This window comes from Streptomyces hainanensis (assembly GCF_004348415.1).
In the GTDB taxonomy this organism is placed as follows: domain Bacteria; phylum Actinomycetota; class Actinomycetes; order Streptomycetales; family Streptomycetaceae; genus Streptomyces; species Streptomyces hainanensis.
In genome coordinates, this window is sequence record NZ_SMKI01000073.1 from 1 (window position 1) to 21346 (window position 21346).

20 protein-coding genes and 1 riboswitch are annotated in these 21346 nt (G+C 73.8%); of the genes, 11 read left to right on the top strand and 9 right to left on the bottom strand.

All coding sequences use genetic code 11. The features are described 5' to 3' along the window. Positions 1–131 precede the first annotated feature (131 nt). The 5 genes from E1283_RS09370 to E1283_RS09390 are packed head-to-tail and all read left to right on the top strand — an operon-like array spanning position 132 to position 5833. Positions 132–1304 carry a lipid II:glycine glycyltransferase FemX gene (locus E1283_RS09370; RefSeq protein WP_132817471.1) on the top strand — a complete coding sequence of 391 codons (1173 nt, stop codon included), beginning with the start codon at positions 132–134 and terminating at the stop codon, positions 1302–1304. Next, on the top strand, positions 1229–2965 hold the full coding sequence (gene murJ, locus E1283_RS09375) for a murein biosynthesis integral membrane protein MurJ (RefSeq protein WP_132817472.1): 1737 nt from the start codon (positions 1229–1231) through the stop codon (positions 2963–2965). Before E1283_RS09370 ends, murJ begins: the two co-directional genes overlap by 76 nt. Before the next feature lie 50 nt (positions 2966–3015). Further along, entirely contained in the window at positions 3016–3699 is a 684-nt protein-coding gene (locus E1283_RS09380; protein ID WP_132817473.1) for a response regulator transcription factor, read from the top strand. Continuing rightward, positions 3696–5249, top strand: a complete 1554-nt coding sequence (locus tag E1283_RS09385; RefSeq protein WP_132817474.1) for a sensor histidine kinase — start codon at positions 3696–3698, stop codon at positions 5247–5249. Before E1283_RS09380 ends, E1283_RS09385 begins: the two co-directional genes overlap by 4 nt. Beyond that, positions 5246–5833 carry a hypothetical protein gene (locus tag E1283_RS09390; RefSeq protein WP_132817475.1) on the top strand — a complete coding sequence of 196 codons (588 nt, stop codon included), beginning with the start codon at positions 5246–5248 and terminating at the stop codon, positions 5831–5833. Before E1283_RS09385 ends, E1283_RS09390 begins: the two co-directional genes overlap by 4 nt. 43 nt (positions 5834–5876) lie before the next feature. Here E1283_RS09390 and E1283_RS09395 read toward each other — a convergent pair whose 3' ends face one another. Together E1283_RS09395 and E1283_RS09400 are read right to left on the bottom strand one after the other, a co-directional pair. Beyond that, positions 5877–6557 (bottom strand): hypothetical protein, encoded by a 681-nt coding sequence (locus E1283_RS09395; protein ID WP_243744710.1) that lies wholly within the window; start codon positions 6555–6557, stop codon positions 5877–5879. A gap of 53 nt (positions 6558–6610) precedes the next feature. Further along, positions 6611–6967 carry a hypothetical protein gene (locus tag E1283_RS09400; protein ID WP_243744711.1) on the bottom strand — a complete coding sequence of 119 codons (357 nt, stop codon included), beginning with the start codon at positions 6965–6967 and terminating at the stop codon, positions 6611–6613. Between the two features lie 118 nt (positions 6968–7085). On the opposite strand from E1283_RS09400, the gene E1283_RS09405 reads away from it, so the two are divergent. After that, positions 7086–7604 (top strand): hypothetical protein, encoded by a 519-nt coding sequence (locus E1283_RS09405; protein WP_132817476.1) that lies wholly within the window; start codon positions 7086–7088, stop codon positions 7602–7604. A 21-nt stretch (positions 7605–7625) separates the two neighbouring features. Here the strand turns inward: E1283_RS09405 and E1283_RS09410 are convergent, their stop codons facing one another. After that, positions 7626–8579 carry a TIGR03621 family F420-dependent LLM class oxidoreductase gene (locus E1283_RS09410; RefSeq protein ID WP_132817477.1) on the bottom strand — a complete coding sequence of 318 codons (954 nt, stop codon included), beginning with the start codon at positions 8577–8579 and terminating at the stop codon, positions 7626–7628. A 128-nt stretch (positions 8580–8707) separates the two neighbouring features. Beyond that, a riboswitch (SAM riboswitch) is annotated at positions 8708–8817 on the top strand. A 104-nt stretch (positions 8818–8921) separates the two neighbouring features. Between E1283_RS09410 and E1283_RS09415 the strand changes: the two genes are divergently transcribed. From E1283_RS09415 to E1283_RS09435, 5 genes are read left to right on the top strand one after another with little or no spacing between them, the layout of a single operon-like run. Continuing rightward, a complete protein-coding gene (locus E1283_RS09415; RefSeq protein ID WP_132817478.1) occupies positions 8922–10055 on the top strand; it encodes a peroxidase-related enzyme in 1134 nt (377 codons plus the stop codon). Positions 10056–10091: 36 nt separating this feature from the next. Then, positions 10092–11183 (top strand): ABC transporter substrate-binding protein, encoded by a 1092-nt coding sequence (locus E1283_RS09420; protein ID WP_132817479.1) that lies wholly within the window; start codon positions 10092–10094, stop codon positions 11181–11183. 33 nt (positions 11184–11216) lie between these two features. Continuing rightward, on the top strand, positions 11217–12254 hold the full coding sequence (locus tag E1283_RS09425; protein WP_243744712.1) for a FecCD family ABC transporter permease: 1038 nt from the start codon (positions 11217–11219) through the stop codon (positions 12252–12254). After that, positions 12251–13060, top strand: coding sequence for an ABC transporter ATP-binding protein (locus E1283_RS09430; protein ID WP_132817480.1), 810 nt, complete (start codon positions 12251–12253; stop codon positions 13058–13060). The genes E1283_RS09425 and E1283_RS09430 overlap by 4 nt, the downstream gene beginning before the upstream one ends. Next, a complete protein-coding gene (locus E1283_RS09435) occupies positions 13057–15114 on the top strand; it encodes an FAD/NAD(P)-binding protein (RefSeq protein WP_243744713.1) in 2058 nt (685 codons plus the stop codon). Before E1283_RS09430 ends, E1283_RS09435 begins: the two co-directional genes overlap by 4 nt. A 567-nt stretch (positions 15115–15681) precedes the next feature. Here the strand turns inward: E1283_RS09435 and E1283_RS09445 are convergent. The 6 genes from E1283_RS09445 to E1283_RS09470 form a co-directional block, all read right to left on the bottom strand. Next, positions 15682–16530, bottom strand: a complete 849-nt coding sequence (locus tag E1283_RS09445; RefSeq protein WP_207930346.1) for an ABC transporter ATP-binding protein — start codon at positions 16528–16530, stop codon at positions 15682–15684. Next, positions 16527–17606: a FecCD family ABC transporter permease gene (locus E1283_RS09450; RefSeq protein ID WP_132817482.1), complete on the bottom strand. Its 1080-nt coding sequence runs from the start codon at positions 17604–17606 to the stop codon at positions 16527–16529. The genes E1283_RS09445 and E1283_RS09450 overlap by 4 nt, the downstream gene beginning before the upstream one ends. Further along, on the bottom strand, positions 17603–18649 hold the full coding sequence (locus E1283_RS09455; protein ID WP_132817483.1) for a FecCD family ABC transporter permease: 1047 nt from the start codon (positions 18647–18649) through the stop codon (positions 17603–17605). Before E1283_RS09455 ends, E1283_RS09450 begins: the two co-directional genes overlap by 4 nt. Beyond that, on the bottom strand, positions 18646–19701 hold the full coding sequence (locus E1283_RS09460; RefSeq protein WP_132817484.1) for an iron-siderophore ABC transporter substrate-binding protein: 1056 nt from the start codon (positions 19699–19701) through the stop codon (positions 18646–18648). Before E1283_RS09460 ends, E1283_RS09455 begins: the two co-directional genes overlap by 4 nt. A gap of 229 nt (positions 19702–19930) precedes the next feature. Beyond that, complete coding sequence (locus tag E1283_RS09465; RefSeq protein ID WP_132817485.1) at positions 19931–20719, bottom strand: helix-turn-helix domain-containing protein; 789 nt, start codon at positions 20717–20719, stop codon at positions 19931–19933. A gap of 7 nt (positions 20720–20726) precedes the next feature. Continuing rightward, positions 20727–21161, bottom strand: a complete 435-nt coding sequence (locus E1283_RS09470) for a DUF5997 family protein (RefSeq protein WP_132817486.1) — start codon at positions 21159–21161, stop codon at positions 20727–20729. Between the last annotated feature and the right edge of the window lie 185 nt (positions 21162–21346).

Genomic DNA, 21346 nt, shown 5'->3' on the forward strand with positions numbered 1-21346 from the left:
CTGTGTGACGGGGGCTGGGGCGGAACGGTCATCGTCCGGTCGCATTCGTCGCGTGGAGCGGTCATGGACCGCTGTGAGCATCCTCGGCATCGCCGGAAGACCCGGGCGTTCCCGACCGAGAGGCTCACACCGTGTCAGCGCTGCCCGTCGCGGCCGTCCGTGGCCAGGAAACACCGCCAGCACCCATCACCGCCACCGCGTACCGCCGGTTCCTGGCGTCCCGCGAGGGTGCGGCGCTGAACGCCGCGTTCCTGCAGTGTCCTTCGTGGGCGGAGGTCAAGGAGGGCTGGCGCGCACAGCTCGTCGGTTGGGGGCCGGACCCGGGGGCCGGGCGGTTGTCCGGTGTGGCGCTGGTGCTGCTGCGGCAGGTGCCCGGTACCCGCAAGTTCTTCGCCTACCTGCCGGAGGGGCCGGTCGCCGACTGGGCCGATCCCGACATCGACGGCTGGCTCGCGCCGTTGCTGCGGTATCTGCGCCTGGCGGGCGCATTCGCGGTACGGATCGGGCCCTCGCCCGACTACCGCCGCTGGAGCGCGGTCCGGGTCAAGGCGGCCACCGGTCCCGGGCGGCGGCTCGCGGACGTTCTCGCGAGCGAGGTGGACCCGCTGGGCACGGTCGTCGCCGAACGGCTGCGGACGCGCGGCTGGCAGCGGTGCGGTGGCGAGGAGGACGGGGACGCGCAGCCGCGGCACGTCTTCCGGATACCGCTCACCGGCCGCACGCCGGACGACCTGTGGGCCGGGCTCAACCAGGAGTGGCGGCGCAACGTGCGGCGGGCGCAGAAGTCCGGGGTGGAGGTGGTCAGCGGCAGCGCGGCCGATCTGCCCGAGTTCTACCGGCTGTTGAGGATCACGGAGGAGCGGGACGGCTTCCGGCTCGGGCGGTCGCTGGCGTACTACCAGCGCCAGTACGCGGCTCTCAACGCGGAGGAGCCGGGCCGGATGAGGCTCTACCTGGCCCGTCACGACGGCGAGACGCTCGCCGCCCACACCATGATCCGGGTGGGCGGCCGGGTCTGGTACCAGACCGGCGCCTCGGCCGACCACCGCCGCGAGGTCCGGCCCTCCAACCTGCTGCAGTGGCGGATGCTGCTCGACGCCCAGGCGCTCGGCGCCGAGGTCTACGACATGCGTGGGATACCCTCCACCCTCGACGCCGACGACCGCGCGTACGGGCTGCTGCGCTGGAAGCTCGGGACCGGCGGTGAGGTCGTCGAGACCCTGGGGGAATGGGAGAGACCGTTGGGCGGCACGGCCAACCACGCGCTGTACCGGGTGTTCCAGACGTATCTGGCGCGCCGGTGACGGCGGCCGACACCGCGACGGTCACGTCCGGTGGGACGGCGCCGCCCCGGGCACCGTCCGTGCTGCGCAGCGGCGTCATCATGGCCGCCGGGTCGGTCGTGTCGAGGGCGACCGGGTTCGTGCGGTCCGCCGTCGTCGCCGCCGCGATCGGCGTCGGGACGGTCGCCGACGGGTACGCCGTCGGCAACTCCCTGCCCACGATCGTCTACATGCTCCTGATCGGCGGGGCGCTCAACGCCGTCTTCGTGCCCGAGCTCGTCAGGGCGGCCAAGGAACAGGAGGACGGCGGCGCCGCGTACACCGACCGGCTGCTCACCGTCTGTCTGCTCGCCCTGCTGGCGCTCACCGCCGCCGCGGTGTGGGCGGCGCCCGCGATCGTCGACGCGTACACCGACTACCCGCCCGACCAGACCGCGATGACGGTCGCCCTGGCCCGCTACTGCCTGCCGCAGATCCTCTTCCTCGGCCTGTTCACGCTGCTCGGCCAAGTACTCAACGCCCGTGGGCACTTCGGCGCGATGATGTGGACGCCGGTGCTCAACAACCTCGTCGTCGTCGCGGTCTTCGGTCTCTATCTGGCGGCCGTCGCCACCGGCGACGGCGGCACGCTGAGCGCCGCCGAGACCGCACTGCTCGGCTGGGGGACCACGGCGGGCATCGTCGTCCAGGCCCTCGCCCTGCTGCCCGCGCTGCGCGCCGCCCGCTTCCGCTACCGGCCCCGCTTCGACTGGCGCGGCAGCGGGCTCACCCGCCCGCTGCGGAACGCCGGCTGGTTGGTGCTGCTGGTGCTCACCAACCAGGTCGCGTACTGGGTGACGACCCGGCTGGCGACGGCGGCGGGCCTGCGGGCGGAGGCGGCCGGGATCGACGGCGGTGCCGGGTTCAGCGCCTACAACAACGCGTATCTGCTGTGGGCCGTGCCGCACGGGATCATCACGGTGTCGCTGATGACCGCGCTGCTGCCCCGGATGAGCGGGGCGGCCGCCGACATGGACACCGCCGCGGTGCGGCGCGACGTGTCGTACGCGCTGCGCAGCAGTGCGGCGGCCGTCGTTCCGGCGGCGTGCGGGCTCTTCGCGCTCGCGGGGCCGGTGATGGCGCTCGTCTTCGGGTACGGCGAGACGGACGGCGCGGCCGTCGCCGTCATGGCGGGCACGCTGATGGCGTTCGCCCCCGGACTGATCGCCTTCAGCGGGCAGTACGTGCTCTCCCGCACGTTCTACGCGCTGTCCGACACCCGGACCCCGTTCCTGCTCAACCTGGTGATCGCGAGCCTCAGCTCAGGTCTCTCGGTGGTGGCGTACCTGGTGCTGCCCGCGCGTTGGGCGGTGACCGGCATCGCGGCCGGGTACTCGCTGGCGCTGTGGGCGGGTTGGGCGGTCACGGCCCTCGTCCTGCGCCGCCGCCTGGCGGGGCGGTCCGGGCGCGTGCCCTCGCACGCCCTCGCCGCGCAGGCGCGGTTGCTGGTCGCCGCCGTGCCGGCGACGGCGCTCGGGTACGGCGCCGCCCGCTGGGCGGAGGCCGGCGGCCCGGTCGCGTCGGCGGGGGCGGGGGCGGCGGCGATCGCCGCCGTGTTCGTCCTGCTCGCCCGGCCGCTGCGACTCACCGAGATCGACGTCCTCGTCACCGACGCCCTGGCGCGGCTGCGCCGCCGCCGCTGATGACCCCCGCTCCTCTCCCGACCGCCTCCGACCCACTGGACACTGTGCGCATGGCTCGGCTCCTGCTCATCGAAGACGACCCCTCCGTGCGGGAGGGCGTGGAACTCGGACTGCGCCACCGCGGCCACGAGGTGCGGACCGCCGCCACCGGCGAGGCCGGGCTGGCCGCCCTGCGCGAGTTCCGGCCCGATCTGCTGCTGCTCGACCTGATGTTGCCCGGGATGAACGGCGTGCAGGTCTGCCGCACGGTGCGGGAGGAGAGCCAGCTGCCGATCATCATGCTCACCGCCCGCGGTGACGACTTCGACGTCGTCGTCGGCCTGGAGGCCGGCGCCGACGACTACATCGTCAAACCCGCCCGTACCGAGGTCATCGAGGCCCGGATCCGGGCCGTGCTGCGCAGGTTCGAGGAGCCGGGCGGCGGGCGGCCCGCCGTCGAGTTCCACGGCGAGTTGGCCATCGACCGGTCCGGGCTCAGCGCGGCCAAGAACGGCGAGCGCCTGACCCTCGCGCCGTCCGAGATGAGACTGCTCCTGCATCTGTCCGCCTCGCCCGAACAGGTCTTCAGCCGCCAGCAGTTGCTGGAGCACGTGTGGGAGTACAGCCACCACGGCGACGCGCGGCTCGTGGACGCGTGCGTGCGGCGACTGCGCAACAAGATCGAGGACGTCCCGGGCAGCCCGCGCTACATACAGACCCTGCGCGGCTTCGGCTACCGCTTCGGACCGCTGTGAGACTCCGGGTCCCGCGCCCGCGCGGGCCGTCGCGGCGCGGGCCGTCGCGGCGCGGGCCGTCGCGGCGCGGGCCGTCGCGGCGCGAGGCGACCGGCGGCGACCGGCGCCGCCCCTTCGGCCTGCGGGCCCGCCTCGTCCTGGCGTTCCTGCTGGTGGCGGCCGTCAGCGCGGGGACGACCGCCGCACTCACCTTCCGCGAGGTCCGCAACGCGGTCCTGGGGACGGCGCAGGACACCGCGGTCTCCGCCTTCCGCGACCAGGTGCGGGAGGTCTACTTCAACCTGCCGCTGAACACGACCGATCTGGTGGGCACCCTGCGCACCATCGCCCGCAACGGCCGGCCGCACCCGTGGTACGTCTACGCCGAGTACGGCTCGATCCGCGCCTCCTCAGGCACCAGCCCCACGTCCACCGTGATCACGCCCGAACTGCGCCGCGAGGCCCACTCCGAACCGAGCGGCAGCTTCCAACGGGTCGTCAAGGACGGGGTGCCGTATCTCACGATCGGCATGCCGGTCGTGTTCGAGGTCGGGGAGAACACCGTGATGCCGACGGGGATCGTGCTGTACGCGGTGATGCCCATGCCGGAGGAGCAGGCGAACGTGGAGGCGCTGGGCGTCGCCGCCAGGAACGGCGCGCTGCCGGGCCTCGCCGTCGCCCTGGTGCCCGCGCTGATCGCCGCGCGCAGTGTGCTGCGCCCGGTCCGCGAGTTGCGTCAGGCCACCCGTTCCATGGGCGGGGGCCGGCTCGACACCCGTATCGAGGTGCGGGGGAACGACGAACTCGCCGATCTGGCACGGACGTTCAACGAGTCGGCGGCCGGTCTCGAGCACTCCGTGAACGAGTTGCGGCAGGCGGAGGAGCGCGCCCGCCGCTTCGCCTCCGACGTCTCGCACGAACTGCGCACCCCGCTCGCGGGGATGCTCGCCGTCACCGAGGTCCTCGACGAGGGCGCGGAAGGTCTGGACTCCGACACGGCGCGCGCGGTCCGGTTGATCAGCGCGGAGACCGGGAAGCTCGCGGTGCTGGTCGAGGACCTGATGGAGATCTCCCGGTTCGACGCCCGCGCCGCCGAGTTGAACACCGACGAGGTCGACGCCGCGGAGACCATACGCAGGACGCTGGAGCACCGGCGCTGGACCGACCTGGTCCGTGCCGAACTGCCGGACGGCATCCGCACCCGGCTCGACCCGCGCCGCTTCGACGTCGTCGTCGCCAACCTGGTCGGCAACGCGCTGCGGCACGGCGGCCCGCCGGTCACCGTCCGGCTGGGCACCGCCGCCGGGGCGGACGGGTCGGCATGGCTGGTCACCGAGGTCGCCGACCGGGGGCCGGGCATCGGGCCGGACGTCCTCCCGCACATCTTCGACCGCTTCTACAAGGCCGACGCGGCCCGCACCCGCTCGGTCGGCAGCGGCCTGGGCCTGGCCATCACCCTGGAGAACGTCCGGCTGCACGGCGGCACCGTCCGTGCCGCGAACGGGCCCGGCGGAACGGGCGCGGTCTTCACCGTCGAGATGCCGCTGCGTACGGGGGAGGCACCGGCATGAGGCGACGTCCGAGGCCGCGTCCCCCGGCGCTCGTGGCCCTCTCCGCTCTCGCGGCGCCGGTGCTCGGCGGCTGCGGTGTCCCGGAGACGGACGTCATCGCGGCGGGCGCCCCGGCCACCGTGGAGGTCTATCCGTACCCGCCCACCGGGATCGTCCTCTTCTTCCGGTCGCCCGAGGGGCGGTTGATGCCCGTGATCCGCTTCGCGGACGAGGCGCCGGACGTGCCGGGCCCGGGCGACTCGCCCGGCGTCTCGACGCAGCAGACCGTCGCGGAACTGTTCGTCGGGCCGTTGGAGAACGAACGGGAGGCCGGCCTCGTCGACGGCCTGCCCGAGTTCCCCTTCGAGGGGATCGCCAGGACGGCGCCGTACCGGGACGGCGGGGTGGAGGTGACGCTGCCGATCGACCTCCGCGACCTCGACGACCTGGGGGTGCGGCAGGTGGTGTGCACGATCGCGTTCACCGAGGACGCCGAGGGCCGAACCCCCGTGCGTCTGCGGGGGATCGACACGGCCCTGCCCCCGGCCGTCTGCGACGTGGACGCCGACGCAGGCGGCCTCCCGGTACCCACCGACGGCCCCTGACCCGAGCACCCCGTCGGGGGGCGCCGGCGGCGCGACCGACCGGTTACTTCTTCCTGGCGTCCCAGGCACCGTCGTTGAAGGTGCGCAGCAGGACGATCAGCGTGGCCGCGAGCCGCCAGTCGAATCCCGGGTCGTGGACATGCAGCTTGTTGCCCCTGGACCTGAACTCGAACGGCAGCCGCCCACCGGCGCGCCACCTGATGCGGCGGGGGGCGCGCGCGGCGCCACCCTCGTTGCCGGGGACACCGTCGAGAACGGAGAACACGAGGATCAGGGCCATGAAGGGCACCGCCGGCCACCACACGCACCACCAGAGGATCCGGCCCTTGAAGCCCACCGCCGTGAGGCCGTCGGGCCGAGTCACCGTCCAGCGGGTGCGCAGGCCCCTACCGCGCAGCGCCTTCTCCCGCACGACCGTGCCGATCAACTCGCCCTGCGGGCCCAGCACCTGGAACGTCGCGACGCCGCCGGTGGCCGACACCGTCACCAGGGTGGCCACCCGCTCCCGGTGGTGCTCGTCGGCCCACAGGACGAAGGAGCGGTTGCCGCTGCCGCGGGCCGCGCGGTAGGCGGGTATGCCGCCGGGCGGCAACTCGCGCTCCACGTGGGCGACCACCCGGGGCGGTCCCGATCCGTCGGAAAGCTCGACCCAGTTGGTGACCGGCGGCAGAACCCCGTCGCGGGCCGGTGGCTGGCGGCCGCTCATGGTCAGGACAACGCTCACCCGACGTGCTCCTTCGTGCTGGGTGGGTGTGGCTTCCCGTCAACGTACGCGCGTCATGTCACGGTGGGGTACCGGTTCGCCGCCGCTGCCGCACGCACGCGCCGCGTCATGGCCGCGGCGGAGAGGCCGACCGCGAGCAGGACGGGCGTCGTGACGAGGATCCCGGCCCAGAGGACCAGGGCGAGGTAACCGTAGGCGGCGTTCCGCTCGTCCCTGTCCGCCATCACGAGGAGGACGACGCTCGCCACGAGCGCGACCACCACGAACGCCCCGATGATGATCGCGAGCCAGCGGAGAACGCCGGCCCACCGCCGGTAGCGGGCGCTGACCTCCGGGGCCCACGGTGGCGCGTACCCGTAGGGCGGCCCGGGCATCTGGGGCGGGTACGGCGGCGGTTGGTGGTGCGACATGGACCCACTTCTACTGTGCCCGGCCCGGAAACACCACCCTCACCGCCGCGGCCTGGGGTGATCGCGCATAGACTCGGTGGCGCGTTGTCGACGCCATGACGAACCGGGGGCACCGATCGTGCACGACCATGACGAGCCGGCCTGGGGGCCGCTACCCGTCCGATCGGCCGCGCTGCGTTGGCTGGTGCTTCTCCCGTTGACCCTGCTGCTCCTGCCGCTGTGGTGGGTGGTGTGGTTCCTCCTCGCGTTCTGCTTCTACGGCATCGCCATGGTGGTGCAGTTGGTCGTCTACGTGCTGCCGCGGGTCGAGGACGGCGCGGTGCGGGTGGTGGACGCGACGCTGGGTCGGCTGCCGTTCATTCCGCGCTGGTGTGTGACGCCGGTGGCGCTGGTGCGGGAGGGGGACACGGCGTTCTACCGGGCACGGGTGGATCGGCGCATCGAGCGGAAGACCCGGCTGGCGGGGGCTCCGCACGGCTTCGCCCACCGCGACCTGGAGTTCGGGGTGCACTACTTCCGCGGCGCGGGCGCCGGTTACGTCCTGCGCGCCGCCTCGGAGCGGGGCTGGAGCCTCCACCCGGTGCTGCGCTCGCATCCCCGGCGGCGCCTGCGGCTGCGGCACGGCGGCCGGGGGTAGCCGGAGTTCGCCGGGACGGGGTCACCGTCCGGCGAGTTCCTCGACGACGGGGGCGAAGGTCTCCATGTCGTCGAGGAGGAACGAACTGATGCCGAGGCGTTCGCGGAGGGCGGCGAACTTCCGGGTCAGTTCCCCGACGGAGCCGATGAACACGTGGGGGGACTCCATGAGTTCGTCGACGGTGAGCTCGACGCCGGTGCGTCGGCGGAGTTCGTCGGCTCGTCGGCTGACCTCGCCCCTGGTGTCGTGGGTGAGGACCATCGGGCCGCCGGTCGGGTAGCTGTTCAGTTCGAGTTCGGCGAAGCGGTCGCCGGCCGCCTCGCGGATCCAGCCGATCTTCTCCTCGGTGGCCGCGACCGTGATGCTCGGCGCGTCGAGGGTCGGCAGGCCCTGCTCGTCCCTGCCGAGCCGGGGGGCCAGGCCGATGATCTGCGCCTCCCTGGCGGCCAGCGTCAGCAGGCGTTTCCCGCCGCCGCCGACGAAGATCGGCGGGTGGGGGCGCTGGACGGGCTTCGGCTGCGCGTCGTAGTCGGTGATCGTGTAGTGCCGGCCGGCGAAGGAGAACCTCTCGTCGCCGAAGCAGCCCTTGAAGACCTGTATCGCCTCGGTGAGTTGGGCGACCCGCGTGCCGACGGGCTCGAAGGGGATGCCGATCGCGTCGTGCTCGGGCCTGTTCCAGCCGGCGCCGAGGCCGACCTCCAGGCGCCCGCCGGAGAGTCGGTCGAGCGTCGCGAGTTCCTGGGCCAGGACGGCGGGGTGCCGGAGGTTGTTGTTGAACACGAAGGTGCCGACCCGGAGCTTCTCGGTCGCCGCGGTCGCGTGGGCGAGCAGGGGGATCGGCGCGTACTGGGCCACGAGGTGGTCGGGGGACATCAGGGCGCTGTAGCCGATCGACTCCGCGCGGCGCGCGAAGGCGGCCAGGCCGGGGCCGTCGTGCGGTTCGCCGACCACGGTGAGGAAGCGAAAGGGACGCATCGCGCCATCGTGCCCAAGATGGCGGGCGAGCACCAGTGCCGATCCCGTCCGTCCCCATGATGGACGGATGTCTCACATGGCGGACGAGGGGTTTTCCGGGGGGTTTGGGTCGGCTAGTTTGCCGCGCAGGTCAAGAGTGCCAGCGTGAAGACCCGGCTTGCTGGCCGGCAACCCTCCTGCACGGTGGGGTGCCCCCGGGGACGACGACCCGGCTGCGGTGATGCGGCAAGCGTGCTCCTCGTGGGATCTCATCTCGTGAGAACTCGTCTCCGTCCTCGGACGGGGGCGGGGCGTTTGCCCCTGCCTCGGCCGTCATGGACCGGGGACGACGAGGCGGACGACATGAGCACCACGCAGCAGGACGACATCGGGCGGCTGGCCGGGTTCGGGGAGCGGGTCGAGGCGGCGCGGGCCGTCAAGCCGTTGGTGGGGCGACGGGCGCAGGAGGCCGGCGCGGCGCTGTTCGGCGGCGAGCAGCCGGTGCGGCGCGGGTTGGCCGCGCTGGCGGCGCGGTGGCACGGGGTGGCGGAGCTGGTCGAGGACCACGCCGCGCGGGGTGGCGACGCGGCGCTGTGGGGCGACGAGTTGCCGGCGGACCCGAGGCTGCGGGCGGCGGTGCGGCACGTCGACCTGATCAGCGTGTCACCGGCGTTGGCCACCCGGGAGGACCTGGCGCTGCTCGTCGAGGCGGGGTGGTCGACGGACGAGGTGGTGGCGATCTCGCAGGTCGCGGCGTTCACCGCCTTCCAGGCGCGGGCCGTTCAGGGGCTGCGGTTGGTGGAGGGGCGCGGTCCGGACGCGGCGGCGCCGCCGGCGCGGGAGACGCCGGGCCGGGGGCGGGTGAAGAGCGCGGCGCGGACGGCGTCCAACGGGCGTGAGCGGCCGGTGGAGTACACCCGGGAGTTGCTGTCCTGGACCGCGTGGGTGGAGCCGGTGCCGACGGACGAGCTCACCGAGGAGCAGGAGGCGTCGTTCCGCGGCAAGACCAACGGCGAGTACTTCCGGCTGCTGGCCAGGCTGCCCGGGGTGTTGGCGGCCAGGACGGCGCTGGACGCCGCGATCTTCGCCACCACCGAGGGACTGCCGCGCGCCGAGCGCGAGTTGGCCGCCGCGGCGACCAGCAAGGTGACGGACTGCGTGTACTGCGCGTCCGTGCACGCCCGGAAGTCCGCGCAGATGTCGAAGCGGCCGGCGGACGTGGACCGGCTGCTGGGGGTCCGGCTGGAGCGGGACGGCGACTGGCTGCCCGGGGAGACCGCTCCGCTGGCCGAGGGGCAGGACGCCAGGTGGGCCGCCGTCGTCGGGTTCGCCGCGGCGCTCGCCACCACCCCGGTCAGCGCCACCACGGCCCACGTGGACCGGCTGCGCGACGTGGGACTGACCGACGTCGAGCTGGTCGACCTGGTGTCGGCCACCGCCTTCTTCACCTGGGCGAACCGGCTGATGCTCAGCCTCGGCGATCCCTACTGGCCCTGAGCCGACACCAGAAACGCACCGAGAACGGAATTCGTCATGAGACAACGCCTGTCCGCCCTGACCGCCGCCACGGCCGTCACCGCCGTCGTGCTGCTCGCCAGCGCCTGCGGGAACGTGACCACCGAGGACGGCGAGGAGGAGAACGCCGGTGGCGGGGGCGGGGGTTCGCTCACCGTCGTCGACGACGTCGGGCGCACCGTGGAGCTCGACGGGCCCGCCGAGCGCGCCGTCGTGTTGAACAGCTACGGCAACGAGTTCGCCCAGGCCATCGGGGCGGGCGACCGGGTGGTGGGCTACGACCGCGTCTCGCAGTCCCGGCTCCCCTACCTGGACATCGCCGATGACGAGGTGGTCAGCGAGGACCTCCAGGAGATCAACTACGAGTCGGTCGTGGAACTCGACCCCGACGTGTTCGTCCTCCCCCGCAACGGGGCCTGGCAGGAGGCCGCGGACCAGTTGGAGTCCTTCGGCATCCCCGTGGTCGTGGCCACCGCCTGGGACTTCGACGTGTTCCACGAGACGGTGGAGCTGCTGGGCGAGGTCTTCGGGGAGCCGGAGGGCGCGCAGCGGGTGTCGGGGTTCTACGACGAGATCTTCGGGCTGATCAGCGACCGGGTGGCCGGCACCGAACCGGTGCGCGTGTACTGGGAGACGGAGCAGCCCTACCTCACCGGCCTGCCGGGCTCGGGCTTCGACCAGATCATCGTGGCCGCCGGCGGCGAGAACATCTACGGCGACCTGGAGACCGGCGGGGACCAGCAGTCGGAGACCACGGTGGACCCGGCCTCGATCCTGGAGCGGGCCCCGGAGGTCGTGGTCCACGAGTTCGGGCCGTCCGCCGAGCCCACCGGGCAGGAGCGGTTCGACACGCTGCGCGACGAACTGTTCGGCCGGGCCGGCTGGTCCGAGCTGCCGGCGGTCCGGGACGACCGGGTGTTCGTGACCAACGGCTGGGCCACCAGCGCCCTGTCCAAGGCCATCGGGGCGCTGTACCTGGCGAGTTGGCTGCACCCGGAGGAGTTCGCCGACGTCGAGCCGGGTGCCTACCTGGACCGGTGGGCCCAGGAGTTCCAGGGCCAGGGCGCGGACTTCCCCGGCGAGGACGTGTACATCCAGAGGGTGGGCTGACGCGAGATGGCTGTCTCAACTGCTGGACAGGCGGTGTCGCGTCGCACGTGGACGGGGCGGCCGGCGGTGCTGTGGGCGGGCACGGTGCTGACCGTGCTCGTCACCGCCTGGTGCGTCACGGCCGGGACGACCGACGCCGGTCTGCTCGACGTGGGGCGCGCGATCCGCCTCCGCGTCTTCGGCGGGGTGCTCGACCAGGACTTCGCCCAGACCTACTCCGTGATCATCAACCTGCGGCTGCCCCGGGTGCTGCTCGCCTTCGTGGCCGGCGCCGCCCTCTCGCTGGCCGGCGTGGTGATGCAGGGCCTGCTGCGCAACCCGCTGGTCAGCCCGTTCACGCTCGGGGTGTCGCCGGCCGCGGCGTTCGGCGCCGCGCTCGCGATCCTGCTCACCGGCGGCTCGGCCGGCTCCGGCTCGTGGCTGGTGATCGGCAGCGCGCTGGGCGCCGCGCTGGCCGTCTCCGCCCTGGTGCTGGGTCTGGCGTCGGCGAAGGCGATGTCCGCCGCCACCCTGCTCCTGCTGGGCATCGCGCTCACCCAGCTCTTCGAGGCGATGACCGCGGCCCTCCAGTTCGTGGCCGACGAGAACACCCTCCAGGCAATCGTGCGGTGGACGTTCGGCTCGGTGAACGACGCCGGCTGGTCGGACGTCGGGGTGGTGGGCGCCTGCGTGGTGGCCGCCCTGCCGCTCCTGCTCTGGTTCAGCCGCGACCTGAACGCCATCGCCTTCGCCGGCGACGACGCGGCCAAGAGCCTCGGCGTGAACGTCACCGCCGTGCGGGTGGGGCTCATCGTGGTCTCGGTGGTGCTGGCGGCGGTCGTGGTGTCCTTCTGCGGGGTGATCGGCTTCGTCGGCCTGGTGGGCCCGCACATCGCCCGGCTGGCCATCGGCGCCGACCACCGCTACCTGCTGCCGTTCTCCTTCCTGACGGGCGGACTGCTGCTGGTGGTCGCGGACACCGTGGGACGTACGGTGCTGGCGCCTTCGGTGATCCCCGTCGGCATCGTCGTCGCCTTCATCGGCGCCCCGGTCTTCATCAACCTCATCCTGACCAGGAGGGCCGCACAGTGAGTCTCGAGGTCGCCTCGGTCCGGTTCGCCTACCGGCGCAACCCGGTCCTGGAGGGCGTCGACCTGCGGGTGGCGGAGGGCGGGTTCTGCGCGCTGCTCGGCCCGAACGGGTCGGGGAAGTCCACCCTCACCAAGATCATCGCCCGGGTCCTCGCGCCCGCCGCCGGCACCGTCTCGTTCGCCGGCCGGGACCTGCTGGCCACCCCGCGCCGCGAGCACGCCCGGGTGGTCTCCTACGTCCCGCAGTCCGGGGCGACGCCGTTCGAGCAGACCGTGCGGGAGGCCGTGCTGCTCGGGCGCACCCCGCACATCGGGCTGCGCCCCACCCGGCGGGACCGGGAGATCGTGGACGCCTCGATCGAACGGCTCGGCCTGGCCGAGCTGTCCGACCGGCCGATGTCCCAGCTCTCCGGCGGCCAGGCCCAACGGGTGCTCATCGCCCGCGCCCTGGCCCAGCAGCCCCGGGTGTTGCTGCTCGACGAGCCCACCTCGGCGCTCGACCTGCGCTACCAGATCGAGACGCTCCAGATCGTCCGCTCGGTGACCAGGGAGGAGGGCGTCACGGCGCTGATCGCCATCCACGACCTCAACCACGCGGCGCACTTCTGCGACCAGGCGGTGCTGCTGGACGGCGGCCGGGTCGTCGCCGACGGGCCGCCGGCCGAGGCGTTCGACGAGGCCCTGCTGAGCCGGGTGTACGGGCTCGACGTGCGGGTCTCCCGGGGCGCCGCGGGGGTGGAGGTGCGGCCGGCCGCGCTGGAGCCGACGCCCCTCCGGGCCGGTACCGCCCCGAAGGAGTCGGCGTGACGGACGTCTTCGACGTGGTCGTGGTGGGCGGCGGGCCGCGCGCGGTCGCCGTCGTGGAGCGGCTGACGGCCCGGCACCCGGACGCCGCGCCGCCGGTGCGGGTGGCGCTGGTGGACCGGGTGGAGGTCGGGGCCGGCGCCACCTGGCGTACCGACCAGTCCCCGCTGCTGCTCAACAACACCTACAGCGCGCACACCACCATCTACACCGACGACTCGACGCCGATGACCGGGCCGGTGGCGCCGGGCCCCGACCTGGTCACCTGGGCGCGGGAGAGCGACCCGCCGCCCGACCGCCCCGGTTGGGTGGCCGACGAGGCGGCCGGACTGCGGCCGTGGTCCTACCCGACCCGCCGCATCCAGGGCGTCTACTACCGGGAGCAGTTGGCGAGGGCCGAGCGCTCGGGGCGGGTGGCCGTCACGCGGGTGGTCGGCACGGCGGTGGAGCTGACCCCGGACGCGGAGGGGGCGCGCACCGTCCGGCTGGCCGGCGGGCGCGCGCTGCGCGGCCGCGTCGTGGTGCTGGCGCAGGGGATGGTGCAGGCGAAGCGCTCACCCCGGGTGCGGTCCCTGGTGGCGGCGGCCGAGCGGGACGGGCTCGTCTACGTGGAGCCCGGCATGCCGGCGGAACGCGACTGGGACCGGGTGCCGGGCGGTGAGACCGTGCTGGTGACGGGCCTCGGCGCCAACTTCTTCGATGTCGTCGCGCTGCTCACCGAGGGGCGCGGCGGACACTTCGAGCCGGCCGGGGACCCGGCGCGGCCGGCCCGACTGCGCTACCGGCCGAGCGGCCGCGAGCCGCGCCTGGTGGCGGGGTCGCGGCGCGGCCTGCCCTACCGGTCGAAGGCGAGCTACCCGGACGGCTTCCTGCCCCGGTACGCGCCCCGGCTGGCGACCCGTGACTGGTTCGCGGCGGTGGCCGCCGTGCCGGGGCAGGACTTCCGCCGCGACGTGTGGCCGCAGCTGGCCAGGGAGTTCGCCTGGGCCCATCTGGCCACGCTGCTCGCGCACCGCCGGGACGCGCTGCTGCCGGGGGCGGACGAGGGGGAGTTGCTCGACGCGCTGCGCGCCGCGCACCAGGACGACGAGGTGGACGCGGTGGTGGCGGGCGCGGTGACGTCCGCCCGGTGGGCGCTCTCCGTGGGGCGCCTCGACCGGCCGCCCGCGCCGGGGCCGGTGGACGAGGCGACCTGGCGGCGCTGGGTGCGCGCGCACGTGGAGGACGAACTCGACGCGATGCACGCGCCGCTCGGCCACCCGCGGAACGCCGTCAACCGGGCCATGGCGGCGGTACGCGGCCCGGTGCGGAAGCTGGTGACCGGCGGCGCGCTGGACGGCGGCAGCGTGGCCCGGGACGTGGACGGCTGGTTCACCCCCCTCGGGCTCTCGCTGGCCTCCGGGCCGCCGCCGCACCGCACGGCGCGGGTGCTGGCGCTGATCGACGCGGGCCTGCTGGAACTGCTCGGCGAGGACACGGCGGTGACGTACGAGGACGGCGCGTTCGCCGGCCGGTCGGCGGTGCGGCGGGCGGCGCCGGTGCGGGCCCGCGCGTTCGTGGAGACCCGGATGTCCAAGGGGGTGGTGACCCACACCGACGACCCGCTGCTCGACGGGCTGCTGCGTCGGGGGCGGGCCCGGCTGCACAGCTGGTCGAGCGACCACGGCCCGGCGGTGTCCAGCGGGACCCTCGACGTGACCCCGGTCGACTTCCACCTCCTGGACGCGAACGGCGTCGCGGACGACCGAGTGCTCGTGCTCGGCATCCCGGCGGAGGCCGTGCAGCCCGGCTCGGCCATCGGCGCGACGCCCGGGACCCCGTCGCCGTTGCTGGCCGGGGCGGACCGGGCCGCGGCGCAGGTCCTCGCGGTGGTCGGGGCGGACCGGGCGCGGGACGGGGGCGGCTCACATGGCGTTCAGGCGGTTGAGGGTCTCCTGGATCGCGGCCAGTTCGGCGTCGGTGAAGCTGCCGGGCGTCCGGGCGTTCCGCATCTCCATCGTGGTGCCGGAGGACCAGGAGACGCGGAGCACGCCGTCGACCAGGGCCAGGGTGGCTGATCGGTCGTTCCAGGTCCTGGTGCCGAACTCCCGGCAGCTGGCGAGGGTCAGGCGGCCGTCGCGGACGGTGCCCTCGCAGACGTCGCCCTCGACGTCGAGGTCCTCGTAGAACGTGACCGAGCCGGACTCGATCTCGATGTTGGCGGCCGACGGGTCGACGCCGGTGTACCAGTCGCCCTCCAACTGCCGGTTGCTGGGCCGGGCGTTGTTGTCGTTCCTGCCGCCGGTGGTGCCGCCGGACGTGCTGCCGCCGCCGGTGGTGCCGCCGAAGCCGAGGTCGTCGTCATCGTCGTGCTGGCCGCCCGAACTGCTGCCGCTGCCGCCGCTGCCGCCGGACGACGAGCCGCCGCGGCCGCCGCTCTTGCAGCCGGACAGCACGAGCGCGGTCGCGACGGCGACGACGGGCAGAGTGAGGCGTATGGCCCTCCGCATGGATTTCCCCTCGGGACGATTCGACGAACGTTTCTGAACGAGGAGGAGAGTATTCACTCAACGACCTGGGCAGGATGGGAAGTTACGCGCTCGCCACATTCAGTGCAGCACTGGTACTTCCGTGACCGCACCCCCTCACTGGAGGGTGGCTCCGTGGTGTTCGGCGTGGTGGCGGCCGATCGGGAGCATCAACGGGCTGCCGGAGACCGGGTCCTCGATGACGCGGCTCTCCAGGCCGAAGACGACGCGGACCGTCTCCTCCGTCAGCACCTCGGCCGGGGCGCCGGCGGCGTGCAGCCGGCCGGCCGCCAGGGCGACCAGGTGGTGGGCGTAGCGGGCGGCGAGGTTGAGGTCGTGCAGCACCATCACGATGGTGGTGCCGCGCGTCCGGTTGAGGTCGGTCAGCAGGTCGAGGACCTCGACCTGGTGGCTGACGTCGAGGAAGGTGGTCGGCTCGTCGAGCAGCAGCAGGTCGGTCTGCTGGGCCAGCGCCATCGCGATCCACACCCGCTGCCGCTGGCCGCCGGAGAGTTCGTCGACGGCGCGGTCGGCGAGGTCGGCGGTTCCGGTGGCCTCCAGGGCGGCCGCGACGGCGGCGTCGTCCCGCTCGTTCCAGCGGGAGAAGACGCCCTGGTGCGGGTGGCGGCCGCGGCCGACGAGGTCCAGCACGGTGATGCCCTCGGGCGCCACCGGGGACTGCGGCAACAGGCCGAGCGTGCGGGCGAGTTCCTTGGCGGGCAGCCGGTGGACGGCCTTGCCGTCCAGGACGACGCGCCCCGCGCGCGGCGTGAGCAGCCGGGACATCGAGCGCAGCAGCGTCGACTTGCCGCAGGCGTTGGCCCCGACGATCGCGGTGATCTCGCCCGGCGGCACGGTGAGGTCGAGGGCGGAGACGACGACCCGGTCGCCGTAGCCGAGGGTGAGGTGCTCGGCGGCGAGTGCGTGGGCCGCGGGCAGCGGGGCCGAAGGGGCCGAAGGGGTCATATCGAGGCTCCCGACCGGTGGGTGCGGATGATCAGGTACACGAGGTACGGCGCCCCGAGGACGCCGGTGACGACGCCGACCGGGTAGCGGGTGTCGAACGCGAACTGCCCGACGAAGTCGGCGGCCAGCACCAGCAGCGCGCCGACCAGGCCGGCCGGCACCAGCAGCGAGGTGCCGGGCCCCACGAGCCGGGCCGCGATGGGCCCGGAGAGGAACGCCACGAACGCGATCGGCCCGGCGGCCGCGGTGGCGAAGGCGATCAGGCCGACGGCGGCGACGATCAGCGTGACGCGGGTGCGTTCGACCCGCACCCCGAGGGCGGCGGCGGTGTCGTCGCCCAACTGCATCGCGGAGAGGTCGCGGGCCCGCGACAGCAGCACGGGGGCGAGCACGACCAGCGCGACGAGGGCGGGCACGGTCTGGTCCCAGGCGACGCCGTTGAGGCTGCCGGTGAGCCAGCGCGTCGCCTCCTGGAGGTCCCACTCGGCGGCCCCCGACAGCACGTAGGCGGTGACGCTGTCGAGCATCGCGGCGATCCCGATGCCGATCAGGATCAGCCGGGTGCTGGCGACGCCGTCCCGGAAGGCCAGGGTGTACACGAGCAGCGCGACGCCGAGCCCTGCGGTGATGGCGAGGACGGAGACCCGCGTCTCGTCGAGGGAGAGCGTGACGATGGCGATGGCCGCGGCCGCGCTGGCGCCCGAACTGATCCCGATGATGTCGGGGCTGGCGAGCGGGTTGCGGAGCATCGTCTGGAAGGTGACGCCGGCCATGCCGAAGCTGAGGCCGGCCACCACGGCGAGCACCGCGCGCGGCAGCCGGAGCCGGCCGACCGTGAACGAGGCGCCCGGCACCTGCTCGCCGAGGACCACCCGGAGCACGTCGCCCGGCGGGTAGTACGTCTGCCCGAAGACCAGGGTCGCGGCGAACGCGGCGGCGACGAGCAGCGCCAGCGTGAGGACGACGAGCCTGCGCCGCGTGGCGCGCCTGGCCCGGCCGCGGATGACGGTTGTCAGCACGGGCGAGGGCACGGACGTGGGCGCGGGCGAGGGCTCGGCGACGGCGGGAGCGCTCACAGGGCACGGACCTTCTGACGGCGGACGATGTGGATGAAGAACGGGGCGCCGACCAGCGCCGTCACGATGCCCACGTCGACCTCGGCCGGGCGGGCCACCACCCGCCCCACCACGTCGGCCGCGGTGAGCAGCGCCGCGCCGCCCAGCGCGCAGAACGGCAGCAGCCAGCGGTGGTCGACGCCGACCAGCAGCCGGCAGGCGTGCGGGACGACGAGGCCGACGAAGGCGATCGGTCCCGCGACGGCCGTCGAGGCCCCGCACAGCACGATGGCGCCGACGGCGGCCGTGGCCCGGGCCACGGCGACGCGTTCGCCGAGTCCGGCGGCGAGTTCGTCGCCGAGGGCGAGCGAGTTGAGCGCCCGCGCCGACAGCAGGCTGACGGCGAAGCCGACGGCCAGGAACGGCAGCACCTGGCCGACGCGTTCGAAGGAGGCGCCGCCCACGCCGCCGATCTGCCAGAGCCGGAAGCTGCCGGCGATGTCGTTGCGGGGCAGCACGACGGCGCTGACGAGCGAGGCGAACGCCGCCGACGTGGCGGCGCCGGCGAGCGCCAGCTTGAGCGGGGTGGCGCCGCCGCGTCCGAGCGAGCCGATGGTGTACACGAAGGCGGCCGAGGCGGCCGCCCCGGCGAGCGCGACCCAGACGTAGCCGGTGGGCGAGGTGAGCCCGAAGTAGGCGACGGCCGTGACGACGGCGAGCGAGGCGCCCATGTTGACGCCGAGGATCCCGGGGTCGGCCAGCGGGTTCCGGGTCACGCCCTGCATCACGCCGCCGGCCAGGCCGAGCGCGGCGCCGACGACCACGGCGAGCCCGGTGCGCGGGATCCGCTTGGTGACGGCGGCCTGTTCGAGGGAGTCGTCCGCGCCGCCGAGCGCCGCCCAGACGTCGCCCCACGGCACGGTGCGCGAGCCGAACGCGACGGACGCCAGCATGATCGCGGCCAGCGCCAGGACGACGGCGAGCAGCCACAGCAGCCGGACGCGCGCCGGACGCCGCACGAGGGCGGCGGCGTCCGGCGCGGGTCGGGTCCCGACGTCGGTCACCTGACCTGGTCCGCGGCCTCGGCGAGGGCCGCCACGTAGTCCTCCAGCACCCACGAGATGGACAGCGGGGTGGGGTTGGCGGCGGTGGCCAGCGGCGCGGAGCCGGGCAGCAGGTAGACCGAGCCGCGTTCGACGGCGGGGATCCTGGACAGCAGCGGGTCGTTTTCCAGGATGTCGAGCAGCTCGCCGGTCTCGTCGCCGTAGCCGGTGATGATGTCGACGTCGTCGAACAGGTCGACCTGCTCGGCGCTGCGGGTGAGGGCGAACTGGTCGGTGTCGGCGGAGGCGGTGGCGATGCTCTCCGGGGTGGTGAGGCCCAGGTCCTCGAAGAACAGTGTCCTGGTGTCGTGGGTGGTGTAGAAGCCGACCTGGCTGACGTCGTTGGGGTCGACGTGCGTCATGAACATCGCCGACTTCCCCTCCAGTTGCGGGTACCGGGCGACGGTCTCGGCGATCTCGCCCTCGATGTCGCCGATCAGCGCCTCGCCCTCCTCGCCGAGCCCGATGGCCTGGCTGTTGAGGCGGACGATCTCGCGCCACGGGGTGGCCCAGGCGGCCTCGGGGTAGGCGACGACGGGCGCGATCTCGCTGAGCGTGTCGTAGTCCTGCTGGGTGAGCCCCGAGTAGGAGGCGAGGATCACGTCGGGCCGGGTGTCGGCCACGGCCTCGAAGTCGATGCCGTCGGTCTCGTCGAACAGGACCGGGGTCTCGGCGTCCAGTTCCTCCAGCCGCTCGGTGACCCAGGGCAGGACGCCGTCGCCGTCGTCGTCGCCGAAGTTGGCGGCGGCCATGCCGACCGGGACCACGCCGAGGGCCAGCGGCACCTCGTGGTTGGCCCAGTTGACGGTGGCGACGCGCTCCGGCTGGGACTCGACGGTGGTCTCCCCGAAGGCGTGCTCGATGGTGACCGGGAACGCGCCGGAGCCGCCGTTCGCCTCGGTGTCGCGGTCGTCCTGGCCGTCCCGGCCGTCCGACGAGCCGCCGCAGGCGGTGAGCCCGACGAGGGCCGCGGCCGCGGCCACGGCGAGCAGCGGTACGCGATGGGGGCGCATCAATCCGTTCTCCACTTCCGTTCGTTGGTGCCGGACCTCACACGCATGGGTCGCGGAACGCGGTCGTGGAGCGGTGCACCGTCAGGGCGCAAGCAAATTAGGTAAGGCTTGCCTTAGCACTCTAGGAGAGAGGGGCGAAGTGTCGCAATCGCCCTTTCGGGACACCCGCTGTAGCGATCGGGACAGCGACGGGGCGCCAAGGGGCCCCCGACGGGACCTCAACAGGCCCTCAGCGGGACCGGAACGCCCCCGGGGTGAGCCCGGTGGTGCGCCGGAAGGCGGCGCCGAACGCGCTCGCCGACCGGTAGCCGACCGTCTCGGCGACGTCCTCGACCTCCCAGCCGCGGGTCAGCAGCTCGACGGCGCGCTGGGCGCGCACCGTGGCCACCCAGCGGGCGAAGCTGGTGCCGGTCTCGGCGTTGAAGGCGCGGGTGATCGTGCGGGGGCTCACCCCCAGCTCGGTCGACCAGTTGGCCAACGTCCGCTGGTCGCGCGGGTCCCGGCGGACGGCCTCGGCGATGGGCCGCAGCAGCGCGGAGACCGGCACGTCGTACAGCAGCTCGCGCGGCGAGGGCGTGAGCACGTCCAGGACCATGGCCTCGGTCACCGAGCGGGACGCCGCGGGGAGCGCGGGCTCGCCGAGCCGTTCCAGCAGCAGCCGGAGCAGCGGGGTGATCTCGACGGCGACCGGCGTCTCGGAGATGGTGCCGGCGCCGCCGAGTCCGAAGAAGCTCGCCCGGAACCAGGTGCCGGCCGCCGCCGAGCCGGAGTGCAGCACGCCGGCCGGCATCCACAGGCCCACGGTCGGCGTGATGGTCCACACCCGGGTCTCCACCACGGCCGTGGAGGCGCCGCGCTGGTTCCACAGCAGCTCGTGCCAGGGGTGGGAGTGGGCGTTCCAGGTGGTGTCGTGGGCGACGACCTCGTCGTAGCAGGTGATGCCGAACGGGACCTCGACCACGGCCGGCGCGAGCGCCGGCAGCGTGCGGGTCTCCCGATCGTGGCGCGACGTGCCCACGGTGGGGTCAGGGGCGCCGTGGCCCGCGCGAGGGCCTCTCGGCCGGCGGCGCGTCGGCCTTCTCGGCCCGCGCCGCCTGCTGCTCCCGGACCCGGGCCGCTTCCTTCCGGACGTCGGCCTGCGTCTCGCGCTCCCGCTCCAGCCACTCGGGCGGGGCCTCGCGCAGCGCGTCGATCTGCTCGGTGGTCAGGGCCTCGGTGACCCCGCCGCGCGCCAGGCCCGCGATGGAGACGCCGAGCCTGGCCGCGACCACGGGGCGCGGGTGCGGGCCGTCGCGCCGCAGGTCGCGGAGCCACTGGGGCGGGTCGGTCTGCAACGCGTTCAGCTCGGCGCGCGAGACGACGCCCTCCTGGAACTCGGCGGGCGTCGCCGGGAGGTAGAGGTCCAGCTTCTTCGCCGCGGTGGCGGGCTTCATCGTCTGGGCGGTCCGGTTCGCGCTCATGCCGCCAAGGGTAACGAGCGCCCGCGGGCCCGCCGACCACGACCGGATAGCCTGGCGACGTGACTAGCGGAGACGAACTCAAGCTGGTCTACCCCCAGTTGGGCGGTGACCCCCGCCAGTTCGAGCACTTGGATTTCCGGTACTTCCGGCTCCAACCCATGGACGGCCCGGACGTTGATGCCAAC

What these genes read in the sequence shown, in the direction of transcription:
- murJ (WP_132817472.1), top strand. Translation starts at nt 1,229, where the DNA reads ATGGGAGAGACCGTTGGGCGGCACGGCCAACCACGCGCTGTACCGGGT.
- E1283_RS09380 (WP_132817473.1), top strand. Translation starts at nt 3,016, where the DNA reads ATGGCTCGGCTCCTGCTCATCGAAGACGACCCCTCCGTGCGGGAGGGC.
- E1283_RS09390 (WP_132817475.1), top strand. Translation starts at nt 5,246, where the DNA reads ATGAGGCGACGTCCGAGGCCGCGTCCCCCGGCGCTCGTGGCCCTCTCC.
- E1283_RS09400 (WP_243744711.1), bottom strand. Translation starts at nt 6,967, where the DNA reads ATGTCGCACCACCAACCGCCGCCGTACCCGCCCCAGATGCCCGGGCCG.
- E1283_RS09410 (WP_132817477.1), bottom strand. Translation starts at nt 8,579, where the DNA reads ATGCGTCCCTTTCGCTTCCTCACCGTGGTCGGCGAACCGCACGACGGC.
- E1283_RS09415 (WP_132817478.1), top strand. Translation starts at nt 8,922, where the DNA reads ATGAGCACCACGCAGCAGGACGACATCGGGCGGCTGGCCGGGTTCGGG.
- E1283_RS09420 (WP_132817479.1), top strand. Translation starts at nt 10,092, where the DNA reads ATGAGACAACGCCTGTCCGCCCTGACCGCCGCCACGGCCGTCACCGCC.
- E1283_RS09445 (WP_207930346.1), bottom strand. Translation starts at nt 16,530, where the DNA reads ATGACCCCTTCGGCCCCTTCGGCCCCGCTGCCCGCGGCCCACGCACTC.
- E1283_RS09460 (WP_132817484.1), bottom strand. Translation starts at nt 19,701, where the DNA reads ATGCGCCCCCATCGCGTACCGCTGCTCGCCGTGGCCGCGGCCGCGGCC.
- E1283_RS09470 (WP_132817486.1), bottom strand. Translation starts at nt 21,161, where the DNA reads ATGAGCGCGAACCGGACCGCCCAGACGATGAAGCCCGCCACCGCGGCG.